Origin of the sequence: Rhodopseudomonas palustris (genome assembly GCF_003031265.1) — a bacterium.
GTDB classification, from domain to species: Bacteria; Pseudomonadota; Alphaproteobacteria; order Rhizobiales; family Xanthobacteraceae; genus Rhodopseudomonas; species Rhodopseudomonas palustris_H.
The window spans coordinates 3,235,439-3,257,129 of record NZ_CP019966.1; the positions used below are offsets into that span (position 1 = coordinate 3,235,439).

The window sequence follows — 21,691 nt, forward strand, 5'->3', positions numbered from 1 at the left end:
TTGTTGGTGTTTATCTCAAACCGTCAGCACGTGCACCGTGCACAAAGGTTTCTTGCCCCATTCCGCCTGAACGATCGAGCGGACCGTGCGTCGCACCGATTCCGCCACGGAGTCCGGATCGCGCCGCCTTGCGCGCGGCAGCCCCTCGACGGTGGCAACCACGGCATCGAACACGATGTCTTCGAGTGGTTCACCCGCGGTGTTGTTCTCCGGCATGCCGACCAGATCGACCTCGGGATCGTCGGCAAGTTCGCCGGCCTCGGTCAACGCCAACGCCACGAAGGCACAGCCGGCGAACGCCATCTTGCGGCGCTCGACCACGGCGCGCGAGGTGTCCTGCTCGAGGATTGTACCGTCTTTGTAGAGCCGGCCCGACGGCAGTTGATCGATCACCGCCGGATCGCCCGGCCCGAGGCGGATCAGGTCGCCGTTGCGACAGGTCATCACCTTCGGCACGCCCATCTGCCGCGCCAGCTTGGCGTGTGCGTTCAGATGCAGCGCCTCGCCGTGCACCGGGATCAAGAGCTGCGGCCGCACCCAGGAGATCATCTCGCGCAGTTCGTCGCGGCGCGGATGGCCCGAGACATGGACGAGGTGATCGCGATCGGTGATCACTTCGATGCCTTGCGTCACCAGCCCGTTGATGATGCTGCCGACCGCCTTCTCGTTGCCCGGAATGGTGCGCGACGAGAAGATCACGCAGTCGCCCTTGTTGAGGGTGATTTCGGGATGGTCGTCTCTGGCAATTCGCGCCAGCGCGGCGCGCGGCTCACCCTGGCTGCCGGTGCACAGCGCCAGCACCTTGTCGGGCGGAAAGTGCCCATAATACTCGGGTCCGCGGAAGCTCTGCACGCCATCGAGATGACCGGTCTCGCGGGCGACCTGCGCAACGCGGTCCATCGCGCGGCCGACCAAAACGACTTCGCGCCCGGCCGCTTTCGCCGCATCGGCGACGGCACGAATACGGCCGACATTGGATGCGAAGGTCGTCACCGCGACGCGGCCCTTCGCCGACTTGATCAGGCCGGCGAGCGAAACTGCAACTTCAGCTTCGGACGGCGAGCGGCCGTCGCGCACCGCATTGGTGGAATCGCCGATCAGCGCGAGCACGCCTTCGTCGCCGAGCTGGCGCAGCCGCGCTTCGTCGGTCGGCGGGCCGACGACGGGGGTCGGATCGATCTTCCAGTCGCCGGTGTGCAGCACGGTGCCGACCGAGGTGCGGATCGCCAGCGCGTGGCTTTCCGGAATCGAATGCGCCACCGGTATGAACTCGACGCTGAACGGGCCGAGATCGATGGTGCCGCCCGACGGCACTTCGGTGATCGGAATCTTCAGCGTGGTGCGTTCGGCCGCCAGCTTGGCGGCGAACAGCGAGGCGCTGAATTTGGTGGCGTAGATCGGGCAGCCGAGCTTCGGCCACAGATCGATGATCGCGCCGAAATGATCCTCGTGCGCATGGGTCAGCACCAGGCCGACCAGGTTCTTCTTCTCTTTTTCCAGGAAGCGGATGTCCGGCATGATCAAATCAATGCCGGGCAGATGCTCCTCGTCGCCGAACGACACGCCGAGGTCGACCGCCAGCCAGCTCCGCTGAGCGCGATTGCCGAGGCCGTAGATCGACAGGTTCATGCCGATCTCGCCGACGCCGCCGAGCGGCGCAAATGTAAACTCGTCCGGACGCGCCATCACGCCGCTCCCATTGATGCGACGCCTTTGAAATACACGTCACCGGCTGAAACCGGCACCCTTCTTCCGTCGGTGGTGCGCACGATCAGACAGCCGGTGTCGTCGATGCTGTCGAACACGCCCTCGAGCGCGCTGTCGCCCGACCGGATCGACACCGGTTCGCCGAGACCGGCGGCGCGCTCCAGCCAGCGCCGGCGAATCTCCGGAAAGCCGCGGCCGTCGTCCCAGATGCTGCGCAGCTCGGTCCAGGCGTCGGATAGCGCCGCGAACAAATCCTCCGCGCTCACCGAAATGCCAAGGTCGTGCAGCGAGACCGCCGGATACGGCGTATCGGTCGGCGCCGCGATGACGTTGGTGCCGATGCCGACCACCACGGCAAGGCGATCACCGACATTCTCGGCTTCGAGCAGAATGCCGGCGAGCTTCTTGCCCGACGCCAGCACGTCGTTCGGCCATTTCAGCCGGAAACCAAAATCGATCCCTGAGCGCGCCCGCGCTTCCAGGCTGACCTGCTGCAGCGCGGCTTCGAGCGCGAGCCCCGCCGCGAAGCCGAGCGTCGCCGCGGTGCCGGGCGGCACTCGCATGACTTCGAGAACACTGCTGGCGAGATTGCCGCGCGGCGCGATCCAGGCGCGCTGGCGCCGGCCGCGGCCGGCGGTCTGCTCGGTGGTGACGAACCACATCGGGCCCGCCTCGCCTGCTCGCGCGCTGGTCAGCGCCTCGGCGTTGGTCGAGCCCGTGGAATCGAAAGCGGCGAGCCTATAGCCCGCCGCTGCCGCCTTTGATCCGAGATGCAGCGCTGTCATTTAGAACAGCGACTTGGCTGCCGCTGTTGCTGCGTTCACCAGCGGTGCCGGGTAGACGAAGAACAGCATATTGAACAGGCCGGCGACCATCAGGACGCCGCGCAGCTCCGGCCGCACCGGATCGACGCCCGGCGCCGGCTCGTCGAAGTACATCACCTTGACGATGGCGAGATAGTAGTAGGCGCCCACCACGCTGGTGACGACGCCGACCACAGCCAGCACGAACATGCCGGCCTTGATCGCGGCCATGAACACATAGAACTTGGCGAAGAAGCCGGCGAGCGGCGGGATGCCGGCGAACGAGAACAGCAGCATCGCAAAGAAGAACGCCAGCGGCGGATTGGTCCGCGACAGGCCTGCGAAGTCGCTGATGTTCTCGACGTGCATGCCGTTGCGACGCATCGCCAGGATCACCGCGAACGCGCCCAGCGTCATCGCCACATAGATCGAGATGTAGACGATCACACCCTGCGCGCCTTCGACCGTGCCGGCCGACAGACCGACCAGCGCGAAGCCGATATTGGCGATCGCCGAATACGCCATCAGGCGCTTGATGTTCTTCTGGCCGATCGCCGCGAACGAGCCGAGCGCCATCGAGGCGATCGCCACGAAGATCACGATCTGCTGCCACTGCGGCGCGATGCTCGGGAACGCCGTCAGCGTGACCCGGGTGAAGATCGCGATGCCCGCCACTTTCGGCGCCGAGGCGAAGAACGCGGTGACCGGGGTCGGCGCGCCTTCATAAACGTCCGGCGTCCACATGTGGAACGGCACCGCCGAGACCTTGAAGCACAAGCCGGCGAGCAGGAACACGAGGCCGAACACCAGGCCGACATTGCCGTCCTTGGCCGCAGCCGCAATGCCCGAGAACTGCACCGTGCCGGTGAAGCCGTAGATCAGCGAGGCGCCGTACAGCAGCATGCCGGACGACAGCGCGCCGAGCACGAAGTACTTCATGCCGGCTTCGTTCGACTTGGCATCCTGACGGTTGCTGGCCGCGACCACGTAGAGCGCGAGGCTCATCAGTTCGAGGCCGAGATACAGCATGATCAGGTCGCCGGCCGAGATCAGCAGCAGCATGCCGGCAGACGACAGCAGCACCAGGATAGCGTACTCGAACATCCGCCGCGTCGGATGAGTCAGCACTTCGAGCGACAGGATCAACGTCACGGCCGAGCCGATCAGCGCCAGCACCTTCAGGAAGCGGGCGAAATCGTCGACGATGAAGCTGCCGCCGAAGGTGACCAGCTTGCCGGCCGGCAGCGCGAACAGCTCCAGAGCGCCGGTGGCGACCAGCAGCAGGATCGCCAGCACCGTGACGGTGCCGGTGGCCTTCGGCCCGCGATACGCGCCGAGCATCAGGAGCAGCATCGCCCCCACCACCAGAACCAGTTCCGGCAGGATCGGAAGCAGCGGGTAACCGGCTGTTTCAAAGTTCATCTGGATCAGTCCTTGCCGGTCACGGCAGCGCCGCTGCCTTCACGGCAGTCACGGCGGCGGCGTAGTTGTTGACGAGTTGCTGAACGGAGGCGGCCGACATGTCGAGCACCGGCTTCGGATAGAAGCCGAACAGGATCGTCAGAACCACCAGCGGTGCCATCATCAGACCTTCGCGCCAGGTCAGATCCTTGATGCTGGCGAGCGCCGGCTTAGTCATCGCCCCGAACACCACCTTGCGATACAGCCACAGCGCGTAGCCGGCCGACAGGATCACGCCGGTGGTCGCCAGCGTCGCGGTCGGGATGTTGACGCGGAAGGTGCCGAGCAGCGTCAGGAATTCACCGATGAAGCCGGAGGTGCCGGGCAGACCGACATTGGCCATGGTGAACACCATGAACACCAGCGCGTACAGCGGCATCCGGTTGACCAGGCCGCCATAGGCGGCGATCTCGCGGGTGTGCATCCGGTCGTAGACGACGCCGACGCAGAGGAACAGCGCGCCCGACACGATGCCGTGGCTGATCATCTGGAACACCGCGCCGGCAACGCCCTGGGTGGTGCCGGAGAAGATGCCCATGGTGACGAAGCCCATATGCGCCACGGAGGAGTACGCAATCAGCTTCTTGATGTCCTCCTGCATCAGCGCGACCAGCGAGGTGTAGATGATCGCGATCACCGACAGGGTGTAGATCAACGGCGCGAAATACACCGAGGCGTCGGGGAACATCGGCAGCGAGAACCGCAGGAAGCCGTAGCCGCCCATCTTCAGAAGGATCGCGGCCAGCACGACCGAACCTGCTGTCGGAGCTTCGACGTGGGCGTCCGGCAGCCAGGTGTGCACCGGCCACATCGGCATCTTCACCGCGAACGAAGCAAAGAATGCCAGCCACGCCCAAGTCTGCAGACCGCTCGGGACCGAGGTACGCATCAGGGTCGGAATGTCGGTGGTGCCGGCGTTCCAGTACAGCGCCATGATCGCCAGCAGCATCAGGACCGAGCCGAGCAGCGTGTACAGGAAGAACTTGAACGACGCGTACACCCGGCGCGGACCGCCCCAGATGCCGATGATCAGGAACATCGGGATCAGGCCGCCTTCGAAGAACAGATAGAACAGCACCAGATCCAGCGCCGAGAAGGTGCCGATCATCAGCGTTTCGAGGATCAGGAACGCGATCATGTATTCGCGCACCCGCACCGTCACCGAGCGCCAGCTCGCGATGATGCAGAACGGCATGATCGCGGTGGTCAGGATCACCAGCGGCAGCGAAATGCCGTCGAGACCCATGTGATAGGTGATGGTGTTGCCGAGCCAGGGCGCCTTTTCGACGAACTGGAAGCCAGGGTTGGCGGGATCGAAGTGCCACACCAGCAGCAGCGACACCGCGAAGGTGATCAGCGTGGTCCACAGCGAGATCCAGCGGGCGTTACGCCGCGCCGCCTCGTCCTCGCCGCGGGCGAGATAGACCAGTGCCGCACCGAGCACCGGCAGGAACGTAACGACCGACAGCACCGGCCAGGTCATGATCGAAGCCGACATTTACCGGCCCCCCAAGCCGAGGATGAACCAGGTGATCAGACCGGCCACGCCGATCAGCATCGCGAATGCGTAGTGGTAGAGGTAGCCGGTCTGCATCCGGACCACCCCGCGGGTGACGTCGAGCACCCGGGCGGAGATGCCGTCGGGGCCGAAGCCGTCGATCAGCATGCCATCGCCCTTCTTCCAGAGCTGGCGACCGATCCACTTCGCCGGACGCACGAAGATGATCTCGTACAACTCGTCGAAGTACCACTTGTTGAGCAGGAACTGGTAGAGCAGCCGATGCTGGCTGGCCAGCTCCATCGGGATATCCGGGCGCCGGATGTAAAAGAACCAGGACACCAGGAAGCCCACCACCATCATCACCGTCGGCAGCAACGCGATCCAGGCCGGGATGTGGTGCATCTCTTCGATGATGTGCGGGTGCATCTTCAGCGACGAGCGGAAGAATTCCTCGATGCCGTGACCGGCGAACAGCTCCTTGAACGGATAGCCGGCCGCCAGCGCGCCGAAGGCGAGCACGAACAGCGGGATCGTCATCACCAGCGGGCTCTCATGCGCCGCCTCGTAATGCTTCCGATCGTGCGGCTCGCCGTGGAAGGTCTTGAACACCAGGCGCCACGAATAGAACGAGGTCAGCAGCGCGGCGACCACGGTCATCAGGAAGCCGTAGAACGCCAGCGGGTTCTTCGAGACGAACGCCGCCTCGATGATCGCGTCCTTCGAGAAGTAGCCTGCGGTCAGCGGGAAGCCGGTCAGCGCCAGGGTGCCGATCAGCATCACGCCGTAGGTGAACGGGATGCGGTCCTTCAGGCCACCCATGTTGCGGATGTCCTGCTCGTGATGCATCGCGTGGATCACCGAGCCGGCGCCCAAGAACAGCAGCGCCTTGAAGAAGGCGTGCGTGAACAGGTGGAACATGCCGACCGAGTAAGCGCCCGCCCCCATCGCCACGAACATGTAGCCGAGCTGCGAGCAGGTCGAATACGCCACGATCCGCTTGATGTCGTTCTGGACCAGACCAATCGTCGCCGCGAAGAACGCGGTGGTGGCGCCGAAGAACATCACCACGGCCTGCGCATTCGGGGCGAGTTCGAACAGCGGCGACATCCGCGCCACCATGAACACCCCGGCGGTGACCATGGTCGCGGCGTGGATCAGCGCCGACACCGGGGTCGGGCCTTCCATCGCGTCCGGCAGCCAGGTGTGCAGCAGGAACTGCGCCGACTTGCCCATCGCACCCATGAACAGCATCAGGCAGGCCAGCGTCAGTGCGTCGGCGTGCCAGCCGAAGAAGTTGATGGTCTTGCCGGTCAGGCCCGGCGCCGCCGAGAAGATGGTGTCGAAATCGGTCGAGCCGACCAACACGAACACCGTGAAGATGCCGAGCAGGAAGCCGAAGTCGCCGACGCGGTTGACCACGAAAGCCTTGATGGCGGCGGCGTTGGCCGACGGCTTCTGGTACCAGAACCCGATCAGCAGGTAGCTCGCCAGACCGACGCCTTCCCAGCCGAAGAACAGCTGCAGCAGGTTGTCGGCGGTCACCAGCATCAGCATCGCGAAGGTGAACAGCGACAGATAGCCAAAGAACCGCGGCCGATGCGGATCCTCGTGCATGTAGCCGATCGAATACAGGTGGACGAGCGACGACACCGTCGTCACCACCACCAGCATCACCGCAGTGAGCGTGTCGACGCGCAGCGCCCAGGCGACCTGCAGCTCGCCGGAATTGATCCACGGCAACAACGCTACGCGTGAATCGTGGTGCATGAAGCCGACTTCGACCAGCGTCACCCAGGACAGCGCGCAGGAAATCAGCAGCAGCGTCGTGGTGACGATCTCGGCAAGACGCGAGCCGGCAGCGGCCGGTTCGACCGGACCGTGAGCGTGATCGTCGTGCGCGTGGTCGTCGTGACCATGAGCCTCATGCGCATGAGCATCATGGCCGTGCGCCGCGTGGCCATGTGCGTCGTGGCCATGGGCGTCGTGGCCATGGCCGTGATCATCGTGATGCTCGACGGTGTCGCCGCTCGGGTTGCGGGCGTGGGCGCCCACCAGCGCAATGACGGCCGCGATCAGCGCGCCGACAAGCGGCAGGAATACGATAGCCTGGATCATGCGCGCGCCTTCAGCCCCCCGGACATGCCGTCAATCCGCAAACGATTGCCGATCATGCCCTAGCCCTTCATCAAGTTGATATCTTGCACCGCGATGGTGCCGCGGTTGCGGAAGAACACCACCAGCACCGCAAGGCCGATCGCGGCCTCCGCGGCTGCGACGGTGAGCACCAGCAGCGCGTAAACCTGGCCGACGATGTCATTCAGGTAGATCGAGAATGCCACCAGGTTGATGTTGACGGCGAGCAGCATCAGCTCGATCGACATCAGGATGATGATGACGTTCTTGCGGTTCAGGAAGATGCCGAGCGTGCCGAGCGTAAACAGCACCGCGGCGACCGACAGGAAATGGCCGAGACCGATCTCGTTCATCGCACCCACTCCGCAGCATCGTTGTCGGACAGGCCCTGCCCCGGCTTGACGTGGCGGATCGCCATCGCCGTCTCCTTGGAGCGGGCGTTCTGCGCGGCGATATCCTGCCGCTTGACCTTCTTCTTGTGGCGCAGCGTCAGCACGATCGCGCCGACCATCGCCACCAGCAGCACCATGCCCGACACCTGGAAGTAGTGGATGTACCGGGTATAGAGCACGAGGCCGAGCGCCTCGGTGTTGGAGACGCCGGTCGGAATCGGCGACGTCACCGCCTTGGTCACGGTCGGGCTGATCACCCAGCCGCCGGCCAGCAGCAGCAGCTCGGCCAGGAAGATGAAGCCGATCAACAGGCCGAACGGCAGATATTCGAGGAAGCCTTCGCGCAGCTGGCTGTAGTCGACATCCAGCATCATGATCACGAACAGGAACAGCACCGCGACGGCGCCGACATAGACGACGATCAGGATCATCGCCAGGAATTCGGCGCCCATCAGCACGAACATGCCGGCGGCGTTGACGAACACCAGGATCAGGAACAGCGCGGAGTGCACCGGGTTGCGGGCGACCACGACCATCACCGCGGCGGCGATCGCCACCCCGGCATAGAGATAGAAGAACAGGACGGGCATCGACATGGCGTCAGCTCACCGGTACGGCGCGTCGAGGGAGATGGCCTTGGCGATTTCGCGTTCCCAGCGGTCGCCGTTGGCCAGCAGGCGGGCCTTGTCGTAGTACAATTCTTCGCGGGTCTCGGTGGCGAACTCGAAGTTCGGCCCCTCGACGATCGCGTCGACCGGGCACGCCTCCTGGCAGAACCCGCAATAGATGCACTTCACCATGTCGATGTCGTAGCGCACCGTGCGGCGGGTGCCGTCGTTGCGGCGCGGACCGGCCTCGATGGTGATCGCCTGCGCGGGGCACACCGCCTCGCACAGCTTGCAGGCGATGCAGCGCTCCTCGCCGTTGGGATAACGGCGCAGCGCATGCTCGCCGCGGAACCGCGGAGAGATCGGGTTCTTCTCGAAAGGATAATTGATCGTCGGCTTCGGTTTGAAGAAGTAACGCATGGCGAGGAAAAACGCCGATACGAACTCGGTCAGAAGCAGCGAACGGGCGGTAGCGGTGACGTTCATCGAAGCCTCATTTCGGTGCCAGGCCGGCGAACTGCAGGACCGACGCCACGATCACCACCATCGCCAGCGACAGCGGCAGGAACACCTTCCAGCCCAGCCGCATCAACTGGTCGTAGCGGTAGCGCGGCACGATCGCCTTCGCCATCGCGAACAGGAAGAACATGAACAGCAGCTTCAGCGAGAACCAGACGATGCCCGGCACCCAGGTGAAGGGCGCGTAAGGCACCGGCGGCAACCATCCGCCGAGGAACAGGATCGTGCCCATCGCGCACATCGTGACGATCGCCACGTACTCGCCGAGCATGAACAGCAGATACGGGGTCGACGAGTATTCGACCATGAAGCCGGCGACCAGTTCCGACTCCGCTTCGACGAGGTCGAACGGCGGGCGGTTGGTTTCGGCCAGCGCCGAGACGTAGAACACCACGAACATCGGGAACAGCGGCAGCCAGTACCAGCCGAGCATGCCCCACTTGCCGTCCTGGGCCTCGACGATCGCGGTCAGGTTCAGCGAGCCGACGCACAGCAGCACGCAGATCACCACGAAGCCGATCGAGACTTCGTACGACACCATCTGCGCGGCCGAGCGCAGCGCGGCGAGGAACGGGTACTTCGAGTTCGACGACCAGCCCGCCATGATGATGCCGTACACCGACAGTGACGACACCGCGAGGATGTAGAGCACGCCGACGTTGATGTCGGCGATCACCCAGCCGGCATTCACCGGAATCACCGCCCAGGCCGCGAGCGCCAGCACGCAGGTCACCAGCGGCGCCAGCAGGAACAGGCCCTTGTTGGCGCCGTCCGGAATGGTCGGCTCCTTGAGGACGAACTTCAGCAAGTCGGCAAACGACTGCAGCAGGCCCCACGGTCCGACCACGTTCGGGCCGCGACGGATTTGCACCGCCGCCCAGATCTTACGGTCGGCGAGCAGGATGTAGGCGATCGCGATCAGGAGGATGACCAACAGCAGCACGCTCTGCCCGATCACCACGAGCAGCGGCCACAGGTTGGTCGCGAAGAATTCAGCCATGGGTCCCGCCTACTCCGCCGCCGTCAGCAATTGCCCCGACGCAAGGCGGGAACATTCCGCCATCACCGCGGACGCCCGCGCGATCGGGTTGGTCATGTAGAAATCGGCGATCACCGGCTTGAACGGCGTCTTTTCGACGCTGCCGCCGGCGGCCGCCAGCTTGCGCAGATCGGCCGGATCGCCGGCCTCGATTTGATCGACCCGCATCAGATGCGGCACCTCGGCGAACAGCGCCTTGCGCAGCGCCGCCAGCGAGTCGTAGGGCAGCTTGGCGCCGACCGCTTCGGACAGCGCCCGCAGGATCGCCCAGTCCTCGCGCGCATCGCCCGGCGGAAACGAAGCCCGATTGGCGATCTGCACGCGGCCTTCGGTGTTGACGTAGATGCCGGACTTCTCGGTGTAAGCGGCGCCCGGCAGGATCACGTCGGCGCGGTGTGCGCCGCGATCGCCATGGGTGCCGATATAAACCACGAACGCGCCGTCCGGCACCTTGACCTCGTCGGCGCCGAGCGAGAACAGCACGTCGACGCCGCCGGCCGTCGCCATCTCAGCTGCGCCCAGCCCGCCTGCTCCCGGCACGAAGCCGATGTCGAGCGCGCCGACGCTGGAGGCTGCCGGATGCAGCACCGCAAAGCCGTTCCAGCCGTCGTCGAGCGCGCCGACGTCGGCGGCGAGCTTGGCGGCCAGCGACAGGATCGCCGCGCCGTCGCGACGCGCAGTCGCCGCCGCACCGACCAGGATGATCGGACGCTTGGCGTTCTTCAGCGTCTCGGCGAAGCCGAGCTTGCCGGCGATCAGGTCGTTCAGCGTGTCGGTGCCGGCGCCGAGATAGTTGTAGTGATAGGTCAGCTCGGCCTGGTCGCCGATCACACCGATCGGCATGCCGCTGGCCCGCCAGCGCTTGCGGATGCGGGCGTTGAGGATTGCCGCTTCCTTGCGCGGATCGGAGCCGATGATCAGCACCGCATCGGCCTGCTCGATGCCGACGATGCCCGGATTGAAGATGTAGCTGGCGCGGCCGGCCTTCGGATCGAACGCCGCGACGTTCTGGGCCGCGACGTTGGTCGAGCCGAGCTTGGCGAGCAGCTGCTTCAGCGCGAACATCTCTTCGACCGCGGCGAGATCGCCGGCGATCGCGCCGATCTTCTTGGCCGACGTGCCGTCGAGCTTGGCCTTGATCGCGGCGAACGCCTGCTGCCAGCTCGCCGGCTTCAGCTTGCCGCCCTCACGAACGTAAGGCCGGTCGAGCCGCTGCGTGCGCAGGCCGTCGACGACGTGGCGGGTCTTGTCGGAGATCCACTCCTCGTTGATCGCCTCATTGACGCGCGGCAGGATGCGCATCACTTCGCGTCCGCGGGTATCGACGCGGATGGCCGAACCGACGCCGTCCATCACGTCGACCGACTGGGTCTTGCCGAGCTCCCAAGGCCGCGCCGCGAAGGCATACGGCTTGGACGTCAGCGCACCGACCGGGCAGATGTCGACCAGGTTGCCCTGCAGCTCCGAGGTCAGCGCCCGCTCGAGATAGGTGGTAATCTCCATATCCTCGCCGCGGCCGATCGCGCCCATTTCCGGCACGCCGCAGATCTCCGCGGCGAAGCGCACGCAGCGGGTGCACTGGATGCAGCGGGTCATCGAGGTCTTGACCAGCACGCCGAGATACTTGTCCTCGACCGCGCGCTTGTTCTCGGCGAACCGACTCTGGTCGACGCCGTAGCCCATCGCCTGGTCCTGCAGATCGCACTCGCCGCCCTGATCGCAGATCGGGCAGTCGAGCGGATGGTTGATCAGCAGGAACTCCATCACGCCTTCGCGTGCCTTCTTGACCATCGGCGATTTGGTCGAGATCTCCGGCGGCTCGCCGTTCGGGCCCGGACGGCAGTCGCGCACGCCCCAGGCGCAGCTCGCCACCGGCTTCGGCGTGCCCTTCAGTTCGACCAGACACATCCGGCAGTTGCCGGCGATCGACAGTCGTTCGTGGTAACAGAACCGCGGAATTTCGGCGCCGGCGGACTCACAGGCCTGCAGCAGCGTGTACTCCGGCGGAACTTCGACTTCCTTGCCGTCGACGATGATCTTGATCATGGCAGTCACTCCGCCGCTTGCATGTGCGCCGGATCGAGCACGCCCTGATCGTCGAGCGTGGCCTTGCGCGAGAAGTCGTCGATGCGGCGCTCGATCTCGGGGCGGAAGGCGCGGATCAGGCCCTGGATCGGCCAGGCCGCGGCATCGCCGAGCGCGCAGATGGTGTGGCCTTCGACCTGCTTGGTCACTTCGAGCAGCATGTCGATTTCACGCTTATGGGCGCGGCCTTCAACCATGCGGTCGAGCACGCGCCACATCCAGCCGGTGCCTTCGCGGCACGGCGTGCACTGGCCGCAGCTTTCGTGCTTGAAGAAGTAGCTGATACGCGCGATCGCCGCGACAACGTCGGTCGACTTGTCCATCACGATCACGCCGGCGGTGCCGAAGCTGGACTTCACCGCGCGGGTGCCGTCGAAGTCCATGATCAGGTCCTGGCAATCGGCCGCCGGGATCAGCGGGCACGACGCGCCGCCGGGAATGATCGCCAGCAGATTGTCCCAGCCGCCACGAATGCCGCCGCCGTGCTTTTCGATCAGCTCGCGGAACGGAATGCCCATCGCCTCTTCGACGACGCAGGGCGTGTTGACGTGGCCGGAGATGCCGTAAAGCTTGGTCCCAACGTTGTTGGCACGGCCAATCGACGAGAACCACGCCGCACCGCGGCGCAGGATGTCCGGCGCAACCGCGATCGACTCGACGTTGTTCACGGTGGTCGGGCAGCCGAACAGACCCACGTTCGCCGGGAACGGCGGCTTCAGCCGCGGCTGGCCCTTCTTGCCCTCGAGGCTCTCGAGCAGCGCGGTTTCTTCACCGCAGATGTAAGCGCCGGCGCCGTGGGCGACGTAGAGATCGAACGGATAGCCGTGGACGTTGTCCTTGCCGATCAGCTTGGCCTCATAGGCCTGGTCGATCGCCGCCTGCAGCCGCTCGCGTTCGCGGATGAACTCGCCGCGCACGTAGATGTAGCCGGTGTGGGCGCCCATCGCGCAGCCCGCGACCAGACAGCCTTCGACCAGCGTGTGCGGGTCGTGGCGCATGATCTCGCGGTCTTTGCAGGTGCCGGGTTCGGACTCGTCGGCGTTGACGACCAGATAGCTCGGCCGGCCGTCGGCATTGTCCTTCGGCATGAAGGACCATTTCAGGCCGGTCGGGAAGCCGGCGCCACCGCGGCCGCGCAAGCCCGACGCCTTCATCTCGTTGATGATCCAGTCGCGGCCCTTGTCGATGATCGCCTTGGTACCTTCCCACGCGCCGCGACGGCGCGCGCCCTTCAGCGTCCAGTCGTCGAGACCGTACAGGTTCCGGAAGATGCGGTCCTTGTCGTCCAGCATGGCTTGCGGCGTTCCCTGTCAGCGTTTGGATTGCATGTAAGCGAGCCCGGTAGCGCAACCCCCGAAGGTTAGCGCCCAGATCACGCTCGATTGGAGTGTTGCACCGAGCGCGTAGCGCTGCAGCAGAAATATGAACGCTGCGGCGGCGACACCGTGCAGCAGCATGTAAACGGGGATCGGCATGGCTCTCGCGCTTTCCGCGACGGCGCGCCCCACCGGGGCGGGCGTCGTCATGGCGGGTTCTTCTCGGTGGCGTCTGCTGCGGGCGGCTTGGGCGCGGGGCGTTCCTGGACGTTGGCAGCCGCCCCCGCCCGCTTCGCCTCGTCATCGGTCAAGGGCGGCCCGTTGGCGTCGACCGGCGATACGTTGATACCACCCGTCTTCAGCGTGGTCGGGCCGGTAATCGGTGCCGCGTGCTGCCGGCCATTCTGCGGGCCCGGCGCCGGCGGATTGCCGCTGGCGAAGCCGTCCAGCACCTTGTTCAGCGTCTCGGGCGTCAGGTCCTCGTAGGTATCCTTCCAGATCTGTACCATCGGCGCGTTCACGCAGGCGCCGGCGCACTCGACCTCCTCCCAGGAGAAGTCGCCGTCGGCCGACAGATGGAACGGGTCGTGGTGGATCCGGTTCTTGCAGACCTCGATCAGCTCGCCGGCACCGCGCAGCCGGCACGGCGTCGTGCCGCAAACCTGCACATGGGCCTTCTTGCCGACCGGGTTGAGCTGGAACATCGTGTAGAAGGTCGCCACTTCCAGCGCGCGGATATGCGGCATCTGCAGCATGTCGGCGACGGTGCGGATCGCCGCTTCCGGCAGCCAGCCGCCGCACTGTTCCTGCGCCCGCCACATGATAGCGATCACCGCCGAGAACTGCCGGCCCGGCGGATACTTGGTGATTTCCTTCTGCGCCCAGGCGAGATTTTCCGCGGTGAACGCGAAGCTCTCGGGTTGCAGCTCTTTCGGTGCCAGACGACGAACGGACATGCTCAGTTTCTCGCCGAGCGCTGCGCCACGCTCGCATTCAGGTGTTGGATCCGGGCCTGCCAGAACGCGCTTGCGGTTCCGACGACGTTGTAGCCGACATTCGACGCGACCTTGATCCGGTCGAGAATGCCGAGGTCGACTACGGCCTCGTAGCGATTGCTTTGCGGGTCGTACACGACCAGCTTCAGCGGAGTGTGTTCGAGGATGAAGCGCGACACCTTGTGATCGCGGTCGCTGCCGTGCTCTTCGCACAGGATCGCGGTGTCTTCAGCGAGCAGCCGCTCGCCGCCGCGGATCGCGTCGATCTCGACACCCTCGACGTCGAGCTTGACGATGTACTTGCCGCCGAGCGGCAGATGGCCGTCGTCGATCAGATCATCGAGACGGATCACCGGCACAGTCTCGCCGTCGGCGTCGGGCTTGCCGGCGATGCTGAAGGCCTCGTGCTTGGTGCCCGACAGTTTCGCGGTGCCGCGCGCGGCGCCGACCGCACACTTCATTACCGAGAACCGGTTGCCGTTGACCTGCGCATTGTGCGTCAACCGCGCGAAGTTCTGGCTCGACGGTTCGATCGCCAGGGTGCGATGCGCACCGAATGGCGCGCTCGACACCAGCACCGACCAGTAGCCGTAATTCGCACCGCAATCGACCAGCGTGTAGTCGACGTCGGCGGCGTCGCGGAACAACAGGTCCAGCTCGATCTCGTAAGAGTAATCGCGCTGCAGCAGCTTGCTCCAATAGCCGTCGCCGTAGGGAAACACGAAGGTCGCGTCGGGATTGAGCTTGATCGCGATATCGCGCTCCGGCAGCGCCTTGCGCATCAAATTCGCCGCGGCGTTGTAGCCGCGATACGAGAAGGTCGACGACACCCGCGCGCCCATCACCAGCGCACACGCCGCCATGCGCTCGAGGGCGCCGGCGCCCTCAAGAGCGCCGGTAGCGCGGTCAAACTGGATGGGCCCGGGTGCGTTCACCGATCGACCTCTCCGAACACGATGTCGAGCGAGCCGAGGATCGCCGAGACGTCGGCGAGCAGATGGCCGCGGCTGAGGAAGTCCATCGCCTGCAAGTGAGCAAAGCCCGGCGCGCGGATCTTGCACTTGTACGGCTTGTTGGTGCCGTCCGAGACCAGATACACGCCGAACTCGCCTTTCGGCGCTTCGACCGCGGCATAGACTTCGCCGGCCGGGACGTGGAAGCCCTCGGTGTACAGCTTGAAGTGATGGATCAGCGCTTCCATCGACCGCTTCATCTCACCGCGGCGCGGCGGGAAGATCTTGTGGTCGTCGACGACGACTGGCCCCTGCCCGGCCGGCTCGCGCAACTTGGCAATGCACTGCTTCATGATCCGCACCGCCTGCCGCATCTCTTCCATGCGGATGTGGTAGCGGTCGTAGCAGTCGCCGTTCTTGCCGATCGGCACTTCGAAATCGAGTTCGGCGTAGCACTCGTAAGGCTGCGCCTTGCGCAGGTCCCAGGCTGCGCCCGAGCCGCGCACCATCACGCCGGAGAAGCCCCACGCCCAGGCCTGATCCAGCGTCACCACACCGATATCGACGTTGCGCTGCTTGAAGATGCGGTTGTCGCTGAGCAGCCGGTCGAGATCGTCGACCACCGCCGGGAATGCGTCGCACCAGGCGTCGATATCGTCGACCAGCTTCGGTGGCAGATCCTGATGCACGCCGCCGACGCGGAAATACGCCGCGTGCATCCGGCTGCCGGATGCTCGCTCGTAAAACATCATCAGCTTTTCGCGCTCTTCGAAGCCCCACAGCGGCGGGGTCAGCGCGCCGACGTCCATCGCCTGCGTGGTGACGTTGAGCAGATGCGACAGGATACGGCCGATCTCGGCATACAGCACGCGGATCAGTTGCGCGCGGCGCGGCACCGCGATCCCCAGCAGCTTTTCCACCGCGAGGCAGAATGCGTGCTCCTGGTTCATCGGCGCGACGTAGTCGAGCCGATCGAAATACGGAATGGCCTGCAGGTAGGTCTTCTGCTCGATCAGCTTCTCGGTGCCGCGATGCAGAAGGCCGATATGCGGATCGACCCGTTCGACCACCTCGCCGTCGAGCTCCAGCACCAGACGCAGCACGCCGTGCGCCGCCGGATGCTGCGGGCCGAAGTTGATAGTGAAGTTGCGGACGCTGGCAGCGTCGGGAGCAGCAGCGTCAGCCATGGAGCGGGCTCCGCGTCAAAGCGAATAGCGAATTACGAACAGCGAACGAGGTCACGACTTCACTCCCGCCTTCTCGTCTCCGGGAAGGACCGGATAGTCAGCCCCTTCCCAGGGCGATAGGAAGTCGAACTTACGGAACTCCTGATTGAGCCGCACCGGCTCGTAGATCACCCGCTTCTGGTCGTCGTCGTAACGAACCTCGACGAACCCGGTCAGCGGAAAATCCTTGCGCAGCGGATGACCTTCGAAACCATAATCAGTCAGCAGCCGGCGCATATCGGGATGACCGGTGATGATGATGCCGTAGAGGTCGTAGGCTTCGCGCTCGAACCAGTCGGCGCCGGGGAAAACGTCGATGATCGACGGCACCAGCGTGGTCTCGCCGACTTCGGCCTTCACCCGGACCCGCTCGTTCAGCTTCGGCGACAGCAGGTGGTAGACGATCTCGAACCGCTCCGCGCGCCCCGGATAATCGACCGCGGTCATGTCGATGAAGCTGATGAAGCGGAAACGCGGATCGTCGCGCAGCAGCCGCATCACCTCCACGATTTTGCCGGCATCGACGGTCAGCGTGAGCTGACCGAACGCGACGGAGTGACCGGTCGCGATTCCCGGCAAGGCGCCGACGATCGTCTGACCCAGGGTGTCGAGCCCGTTGTCGTCCATGAAACAGCCTTCTTCAGCGTTCGATAGTGCCGGTCCGCCGGATTTTCTTCTGCAACAGCATCACGCCGTACAGCAGCGCTTCGGCGGTGGGCGGACAGCCGGGCACATAGATGTCGATCGGGACGATGCGGTCGCAGCCGCGCACCACGGAATACGAATAGTGATAGTAGCCACCGCCGTTGGCGCACGATCCCATCGAGATCACGTAGCGCGGCTCCGGCATCTGGTCGTAAACCTTGCGCAGCGCCGGGGCCATCTTGTTGGTCAGCGTACCGGCAACGATCATCACGTCGGACTGACGCGGCGACGCACGCGGCGCGAAGCCGAACCGCTCGGCATCGTAACGCGGCATCGACAGCTGCATCATCTCGACGGCGCAGCAGGCGAGACCGAACGTCATCCACATCAGCGAGCCGGTGCGCGCCCAGGTGATCAGGTCATCGGTCGCGGCGACGAAGAAGCCCTTGTCGGACAGCTCGCGGTTGACGTTGAGGAAGAACGGATCGTCCGCCCCGACCGGCTTGCCGGTGTTGGGGTCGATGATGCCGGTGGCGGGCCGCGCGATCAGCGGCTGCGCGCCGGTCGGATATTGCGACGGCGTCGGCTGCATCGTTTCAGGCCTCAATCCCATTCCAACGCGCCCTTCTTCCATTCGTAGGCAAAGCCGACGGTCAGGACGCCAAGGAATACCATCATCGACCAGAAGCCGGTCGCGCCCAGCTTGCCGAAGGCGACCGCCCACGGAAACAGAAATGCGACTTCGAGGTCGAAGATGATGAACAGAATGGCGACGAGGTAGAATCTGACGTCGAATTTCATGCGGGCATCGCTGAAAGCATTGAATCCGCATTCATAGGCGGAGAGCTTCTCGGGGTCCGGTTGCTGATACGCCACCGCGAACGGCGCCACCAGCAAAACGAAGCTCAAACCAGCCGCAACGATGATAAAAACGACGATTGGCAGGTAGTTAGACAGAATGCCACTCATCACCCGTTCCCTAACCCCGCGGCTGTTGCGCTGCCGCAGACTCGTTCGCATTTGAATTGTTCTACCGCTTAGCGCAGTGCAACAGGGGGCGCAAGCCAAGCTGTGGCAAGACCGAGGTCCTCGGCGTGAATCCGATCCTCACCTGCACGAATTCGTGACTCATCATTCACAACCGAACTCGTCAACGCGTTAGAAACCATACGCAGCGCGGACGAAACCATTTTCGGAACCGGCGAAACTTTCCTGAAACACACGCAAGGCTATCGTCCGTTTGTCGACGCGGCAACAACAAGCGCCGCGGGGAGGCAGCGATGAACCACTCTTTGCATTCAGCGGATCGTGCGACCCACCTGAAGATCGTGGTGGTGGCTCTCATCGCAGGTATCAGCGTAGCAGCGCTGGGAATTACAGCCCGCACCACCGCAGCCGACAGCCAGACGGCCCAGGTCATCAAGGCCACCAAGCAGATGACCGTCACGGACGCTGGCCGCTCGACAGTGAGATAGCCACACATCCCCGACCGCGCATCAGCGGTAACAGAGGGTTGAGAAGGCCGCCACCTCGGCGGCCTTTTGCATACCTGCCAGATGCAAACAGCAAGCATTCTCGATACATCCGCGCCAGCGCGCGTCAGTGCCCTCGCCTGCTATCCGCGGATCGAGCCAGAGACCCGCGCAGACTCAGCCTGAGAGCCCGACTGGACATGCTGGCAATGAAATCGAGCACTTTCGTTTCCATCCGTCATGCCCGGCCTCGTGGCGGGCATCACGTCTTGCAGCGAAACGGCGAGAAAAGGCGCGGATGGCTTGGACAAGCCCGGCCATGACGAAACTAATCGTCAATGGGACGGCTTGTGAAAGCCTTTGAATGTCTTGCCCGCATTTCCGGTCGGGCTCTGAGGCCCAGACGGCAAACAGCATCGGACCGCGATGAGATCGCTGTGAACTTCAGGAGGTTTCAGAGGGGGACTGCAGTGCGCCAATCGCCATCTTGGCGAAGTGGCGCGAGAGACGGGGCTCGAACCCGCGACCTCCGGCGTGACAGGCCGGCGCTCTAACCAACTGAGCTACTCCCGCGTGGTTTTGCGTCAACCGCCGCAGTGGCGGTCGAATTAAAGGGCTCGCTCCCCCAAGTCAAGCGGCTTGAGGCAGAGATTCCCATTCTCGTGCACAGCCTTTGCATTTCGCCTTTAATGTCGGCATTTTTCGACACCCGAATGCAAATAATGCGCTGTTTACGGGGCAAACGACGTAGGCAGCGCCCACCCGAATCGTCTAAGCCCTGCTACGTCTTAGTTTCTAAGCCGCCACACACAGCAGGAGGGCTATATGGCGAAGAAAGCAGTTGCCAAATCCGCGACGCCGGCGACGGTGACCTTGAAGCATCTCGCAGCGGCGCTCGCGGAAGAGCACGAGCTGTCGAAGAAGCAGACCGAAGCCATTCTGGGCGACATGGTGACCCGCATCACCAAGCACCTGAAGAAGGGTGAGCGCATCCGGATCGTCGGCCTCGGCATCCTCCAGGTTCGCAAGCGCGCCGCCCGCATGGGCCGCAACCCGGCCACCGGCGAGCAGATCCAGATCAAGGCCTCCAAGAAGGTGGCGTTCCGCGCCGCCAAGGAACTCAAGGAAGCGATCTGATTCTGCTTCCAGAGCGTTTTTCAACGGGCGACTCGGTTGTCCCGGGTCCGTGAAAAACGCTCGTCGCAGCAATGCGCTGGAGTGCAGGTCCTGATCGGATCGGGATCGGAGCTCCAGTTCAGATTGAAGAACGGCAGGCTCGGGCATCCGCCCCGCCTGCCGTTTCTTTTTGGCGGCGCAGCACGCCGCTCCCTGGGTCGCGCCGCAGGTCAGGACCGGATATCAACAGGAATGCCGCGTGCCCGAAGCGCATGGTCCCGCGTTCGGGTGCTGCAAGCCTGCAAGGGAGTTCGGACGTGACCGCGATTAACTTCGACTTCACCGTGTTGGAGCGTTTTCTCCGCTACGTCACCATCGACACCCAATCGGACCCGCATTCCGAATCCTGCCCGTCCACAGAAAAGCAAAAAGACCTCGGCGCGCTGCTGGCGCAGGAGCTGCGCGAATTGGGACTCGCCGACGCGCATCTCGACCAGCACGGCTACGTCTACGCGACGATTCCTTCGACCACCGCGAAGCAGAACGTCCCGGTGATCTGCTTCTGCGCCCACATGGACACCTCACCCGATTGTTCAGGCGCCGGTGTCAAACCACAGGTGTGGAAGGACTATCAGGGTGGCGACATAGTCCTGCCGGGTGATTCCTCACAGGTGATTCGACGGGCGGAGCATCCGGCGCTGTCGGATCAGATCGGCCACGACATCGTCACCAGCGACGGCACCACCCTGCTCGGCGCCGACAACAAGGCAGGCGTCGCCGAGATCATGGATGCGGCGCGGTTTCTGCTGGCGCACCCGGAGATCAAGCACGGCACGCTCAAGATCCTGTTCACCCCGGACGAAGAAATCGGCCGCGGCGTCGATAAGGTCGATCTCGCCAAGCTCGGCGCCGATTTCGCCTACACCATGGACGGCGAAAGCGCCGGTCACATCGAGGACGAGACGTTTTCGGCCGACAGCGCGCTGATCACCATCGAAGGCGTCAGCGCCCATCCGGGATTCGCCAAGGGCAAGATCGAGCACGCCATCAAGATCGCCGCCGCGATCATAGAGCGGCTGCCCAAGACCGGCTGCTCGCCGGAGACGACCGAAGGACGCGAAGGCTTCCTGCATCCGATCGGAATCACCGGCACGCTGGAGAAAGCCAGCGTCAGCTTCATCGTCCGCGATTTCACCGAGGCCGGGCTGAAGGACAAGGAGACGCTGCTGCAGAGCATCGTCGAAGAGGTGATGCTGGATTATCCGCGCTCGCGCGCCAGGATCGAGATCCAGCCGCAATATCGCAACATGAAGCAGGTGCTCGACCGCCATCCCGAGCTGGTCGAGAACGCCCGCGAAGCGATCCGCCGTGCCGGCCTTACGCCGGTCACCGCCGCGATCCGAGGTGGTACCGATGGTGCGCGGCTGTCGTTCATGGGCCTGCCCTGCCCGAACGTGTTCGCCGGCGAGCACGCCTTCCACTCCCGTCTGGAATGGGTCAGCCGTCAGGACATGGAGAAGGCGGTCGAGACCATCGTGCATCTGGCGACGATCTTCGAAGAGCAGGCCTAGCACGAGCTAGCGAGAGGCCGTCGGAGCTCCGCCGGGCATCCGACGATGCGCAGAGCAGCCACGATTTTGTCCCAATCGTTGGACCACCACCGAGGAATCAGTTCTGAGTTCCCGTGCCGCAACGATCTGCCTGCGCGCGACACGGAGAC

General features: G+C 64.4%; 21 protein-coding genes and 1 tRNA gene. 3 read left to right on the top strand and 19 right to left on the bottom strand.

Features of this window, described 5'->3' with window-relative positions:
- Nucleotides 1-15: 15 nt before the first annotated feature.
- Genes RPPS3_RS15110 through RPPS3_RS15195 form a run of 18 tightly spaced genes read right to left on the bottom strand, consistent with a single transcriptional unit; the run spans nucleotide 16 to nucleotide 18,352 of the window.
- Entirely contained in the window at nucleotides 16-1,686 is a 1,671-nt protein-coding gene (locus RPPS3_RS15110; protein WP_107344834.1) for a ribonuclease J, read from the bottom strand.
- Complete coding sequence (locus tag RPPS3_RS15115; RefSeq protein ID WP_107344835.1) at nucleotides 1,686-2,492, bottom strand: biotin--[acetyl-CoA-carboxylase] ligase; 807 nt, start codon at nucleotides 2,490-2,492, stop codon at nucleotides 1,686-1,688. Before RPPS3_RS15115 ends, RPPS3_RS15110 begins: the two co-directional genes overlap by 1 nt.
- Nucleotides 2,493-3,932: an NADH-quinone oxidoreductase subunit NuoN gene (gene nuoN / locus RPPS3_RS15120; RefSeq protein WP_107344836.1), complete on the bottom strand. Its 1,440-nt coding sequence runs from the start codon at nucleotides 3,930-3,932 to the stop codon at nucleotides 2,493-2,495.
- A 19-nt stretch (nucleotides 3,933-3,951) separates the two neighbouring features.
- The gene (locus RPPS3_RS15125) at nucleotides 3,952-5,469 is read right to left on the bottom strand and encodes an NADH-quinone oxidoreductase subunit M (protein ID WP_199851741.1); all 1,518 of its coding nucleotides are present in this window, start codon (nucleotides 5,467-5,469) and stop codon (nucleotides 3,952-3,954) included.
- Complete coding sequence (gene nuoL / locus RPPS3_RS15130) at nucleotides 5,470-7,587, bottom strand: NADH-quinone oxidoreductase subunit L (RefSeq protein WP_107344837.1); 2,118 nt, start codon at nucleotides 7,585-7,587, stop codon at nucleotides 5,470-5,472.
- 59 nt (nucleotides 7,588-7,646) lie between these two features.
- Nucleotides 7,647-7,958 (bottom strand): NADH-quinone oxidoreductase subunit NuoK, encoded by a 312-nt coding sequence (gene nuoK, locus RPPS3_RS15135; protein ID WP_107344838.1) that lies wholly within the window; start codon nucleotides 7,956-7,958, stop codon nucleotides 7,647-7,649.
- A complete protein-coding gene (locus tag RPPS3_RS15140; RefSeq protein WP_107344839.1) occupies nucleotides 7,955-8,593 on the bottom strand; it encodes an NADH-quinone oxidoreductase subunit J in 639 nt (212 codons plus the stop codon). The genes nuoK and RPPS3_RS15140 overlap by 4 nt, the downstream gene beginning before the upstream one ends.
- A gap of 9 nt (nucleotides 8,594-8,602) precedes the next feature.
- On the bottom strand, nucleotides 8,603-9,091 hold the full coding sequence (gene nuoI, locus RPPS3_RS15145; protein ID WP_011158491.1) for an NADH-quinone oxidoreductase subunit NuoI: 489 nt from the start codon (nucleotides 9,089-9,091) through the stop codon (nucleotides 8,603-8,605).
- A 7-nt stretch (nucleotides 9,092-9,098) separates the two neighbouring features.
- Nucleotides 9,099-10,124 (bottom strand): NADH-quinone oxidoreductase subunit NuoH, encoded by a 1,026-nt coding sequence (nuoH, locus tag RPPS3_RS15150; RefSeq protein WP_012496375.1) that lies wholly within the window; start codon nucleotides 10,122-10,124, stop codon nucleotides 9,099-9,101.
- A 9-nt stretch (nucleotides 10,125-10,133) separates the two neighbouring features.
- Nucleotides 10,134-12,209, bottom strand: coding sequence for an NADH-quinone oxidoreductase subunit NuoG (nuoG, locus tag RPPS3_RS15155; protein WP_107344840.1), 2,076 nt, complete (start codon nucleotides 12,207-12,209; stop codon nucleotides 10,134-10,136).
- Nucleotides 12,210-12,214: 5 nt separating this feature from the next.
- Complete coding sequence (nuoF, locus tag RPPS3_RS15160; protein ID WP_107344841.1) at nucleotides 12,215-13,540, bottom strand: NADH-quinone oxidoreductase subunit NuoF; 1,326 nt, start codon at nucleotides 13,538-13,540, stop codon at nucleotides 12,215-12,217.
- 18 nt (nucleotides 13,541-13,558) lie between these two features.
- Nucleotides 13,559-13,774, bottom strand: coding sequence for a hypothetical protein (locus RPPS3_RS15165; RefSeq protein WP_107344842.1), 216 nt, complete (start codon nucleotides 13,772-13,774; stop codon nucleotides 13,559-13,561).
- Nucleotides 13,771-14,520: an NADH-quinone oxidoreductase subunit NuoE gene (gene nuoE / locus RPPS3_RS15170; protein WP_107344843.1), complete on the bottom strand. Its 750-nt coding sequence runs from the start codon at nucleotides 14,518-14,520 to the stop codon at nucleotides 13,771-13,773. Before nuoE ends, RPPS3_RS15165 begins: the two co-directional genes overlap by 4 nt.
- 2 nt (nucleotides 14,521-14,522) lie before the next feature.
- Entirely contained in the window at nucleotides 14,523-15,494 is a 972-nt protein-coding gene (locus RPPS3_RS15175) for an FkbM family methyltransferase (RefSeq protein ID WP_107344844.1), read from the bottom strand.
- The gene (locus tag RPPS3_RS15180; protein WP_107344845.1) at nucleotides 15,491-16,699 is read right to left on the bottom strand and encodes an NADH-quinone oxidoreductase subunit D; all 1,209 of its coding nucleotides are present in this window, start codon (nucleotides 16,697-16,699) and stop codon (nucleotides 15,491-15,493) included. Before RPPS3_RS15180 ends, RPPS3_RS15175 begins: the two co-directional genes overlap by 4 nt.
- A 51-nt stretch (nucleotides 16,700-16,750) precedes the next feature.
- The gene (locus RPPS3_RS15185) at nucleotides 16,751-17,365 is read right to left on the bottom strand and encodes an NADH-quinone oxidoreductase subunit C (RefSeq protein ID WP_107344846.1); all 615 of its coding nucleotides are present in this window, start codon (nucleotides 17,363-17,365) and stop codon (nucleotides 16,751-16,753) included.
- A gap of 13 nt (nucleotides 17,366-17,378) precedes the next feature.
- The gene (locus tag RPPS3_RS15190; protein WP_408018706.1) at nucleotides 17,379-17,996 is read right to left on the bottom strand and encodes a NuoB/complex I 20 kDa subunit family protein; all 618 of its coding nucleotides are present in this window, start codon (nucleotides 17,994-17,996) and stop codon (nucleotides 17,379-17,381) included.
- On the bottom strand, nucleotides 17,987-18,352 hold the full coding sequence (locus RPPS3_RS15195; RefSeq protein WP_011158501.1) for an NADH-quinone oxidoreductase subunit A: 366 nt from the start codon (nucleotides 18,350-18,352) through the stop codon (nucleotides 17,987-17,989). Before RPPS3_RS15195 ends, RPPS3_RS15190 begins: the two co-directional genes overlap by 10 nt.
- A gap of 311 nt (nucleotides 18,353-18,663) precedes the next feature.
- On the opposite strand from RPPS3_RS15195, the gene RPPS3_RS15200 reads away from it, so the two are divergent.
- A complete protein-coding gene (locus RPPS3_RS15200; protein ID WP_107344848.1) occupies nucleotides 18,664-18,858 on the top strand; it encodes a hypothetical protein in 195 nt (64 codons plus the stop codon).
- A 493-nt stretch (nucleotides 18,859-19,351) separates the two neighbouring features.
- Here RPPS3_RS15200 and RPPS3_RS15205 read toward each other — a convergent pair.
- Nucleotides 19,352-19,428: transfer RNA gene (locus RPPS3_RS15205), tRNA-Asp, on the bottom strand.
- A 252-nt stretch (nucleotides 19,429-19,680) separates the two neighbouring features.
- Here RPPS3_RS15205 and RPPS3_RS15210 point away from each other — a divergent pair.
- Together RPPS3_RS15210 and pepT are read left to right on the top strand one after the other, a co-directional pair.
- Nucleotides 19,681-19,992, top strand: coding sequence for an HU family DNA-binding protein (locus RPPS3_RS15210; protein ID WP_011158502.1), 312 nt, complete (start codon nucleotides 19,681-19,683; stop codon nucleotides 19,990-19,992).
- Nucleotides 19,993-20,243: 251 nt separating this feature from the next.
- Complete coding sequence (pepT, locus tag RPPS3_RS15215; protein WP_107344849.1) at nucleotides 20,244-21,542, top strand: peptidase T; 1,299 nt, start codon at nucleotides 20,244-20,246, stop codon at nucleotides 21,540-21,542.
- The last annotated feature ends 149 nt before the right edge of the window (nucleotides 21,543-21,691 follow it).

Coding starts and splice junctions, on each gene's coding strand:
- RPPS3_RS15110 (WP_107344834.1), bottom strand. CDS start 1,686: ATGGCGCGTCCGGACGAGTTTACATTTGCGCCGCTCGGCGGCGTCGGC.
- RPPS3_RS15115 (WP_107344835.1), bottom strand. CDS start 2,492: ATGACAGCGCTGCATCTCGGATCAAAGGCGGCAGCGGCGGGCTATAGG.
- nuoN (WP_107344836.1), bottom strand. CDS start 3,932: ATGAACTTTGAAACAGCCGGTTACCCGCTGCTTCCGATCCTGCCGGAA.
- RPPS3_RS15125 (WP_199851741.1), bottom strand. CDS start 5,469: ATGTCGGCTTCGATCATGACCTGGCCGGTGCTGTCGGTCGTTACGTTC.
- nuoL (WP_107344837.1), bottom strand. CDS start 7,587: ATGATCCAGGCTATCGTATTCCTGCCGCTTGTCGGCGCGCTGATCGCG.
- nuoK (WP_107344838.1), bottom strand. CDS start 7,958: ATGAACGAGATCGGTCTCGGCCATTTCCTGTCGGTCGCCGCGGTGCTG.
- RPPS3_RS15140 (WP_107344839.1), bottom strand. CDS start 8,593: ATGTCGATGCCCGTCCTGTTCTTCTATCTCTATGCCGGGGTGGCGATC.
- nuoI (WP_011158491.1), bottom strand. CDS start 9,091: ATGAACGTCACCGCTACCGCCCGTTCGCTGCTTCTGACCGAGTTCGTA.
- nuoH (WP_012496375.1), bottom strand. CDS start 10,124: ATGGCTGAATTCTTCGCGACCAACCTGTGGCCGCTGCTCGTGGTGATC.
- nuoG (WP_107344840.1), bottom strand. CDS start 12,209: ATGATCAAGATCATCGTCGACGGCAAGGAAGTCGAAGTTCCGCCGGAG.
- nuoF (WP_107344841.1), bottom strand. CDS start 13,540: ATGCTGGACGACAAGGACCGCATCTTCCGGAACCTGTACGGTCTCGAC.
- RPPS3_RS15165 (WP_107344842.1), bottom strand. CDS start 13,774: ATGACGACGCCCGCCCCGGTGGGGCGCGCCGTCGCGGAAAGCGCGAGA.
- nuoE (WP_107344843.1), bottom strand. CDS start 14,520: ATGTCCGTTCGTCGTCTGGCACCGAAAGAGCTGCAACCCGAGAGCTTC.
- RPPS3_RS15180 (WP_107344845.1), bottom strand. CDS start 16,699: ATGGCTGACGCTGCTGCTCCCGACGCTGCCAGCGTCCGCAACTTCACT.
- RPPS3_RS15185 (WP_107344846.1), bottom strand. CDS start 17,365: ATGGACGACAACGGGCTCGACACCCTGGGTCAGACGATCGTCGGCGCC.
- RPPS3_RS15190 (WP_408018706.1), bottom strand. CDS start 17,996: ATGGGATTGAGGCCTGAAACGATGCAGCCGACGCCGTCGCAATATCCG.
- RPPS3_RS15195 (WP_011158501.1), bottom strand. CDS start 18,352: ATGAGTGGCATTCTGTCTAACTACCTGCCAATCGTCGTTTTTATCATC.
- RPPS3_RS15200 (WP_107344848.1), top strand. CDS start 18,664: ATGAACCACTCTTTGCATTCAGCGGATCGTGCGACCCACCTGAAGATC.
- RPPS3_RS15210 (WP_011158502.1), top strand. CDS start 19,681: ATGGCGAAGAAAGCAGTTGCCAAATCCGCGACGCCGGCGACGGTGACC.
- pepT (WP_107344849.1), top strand. CDS start 20,244: ATGGTCCCGCGTTCGGGTGCTGCAAGCCTGCAAGGGAGTTCGGACGTG.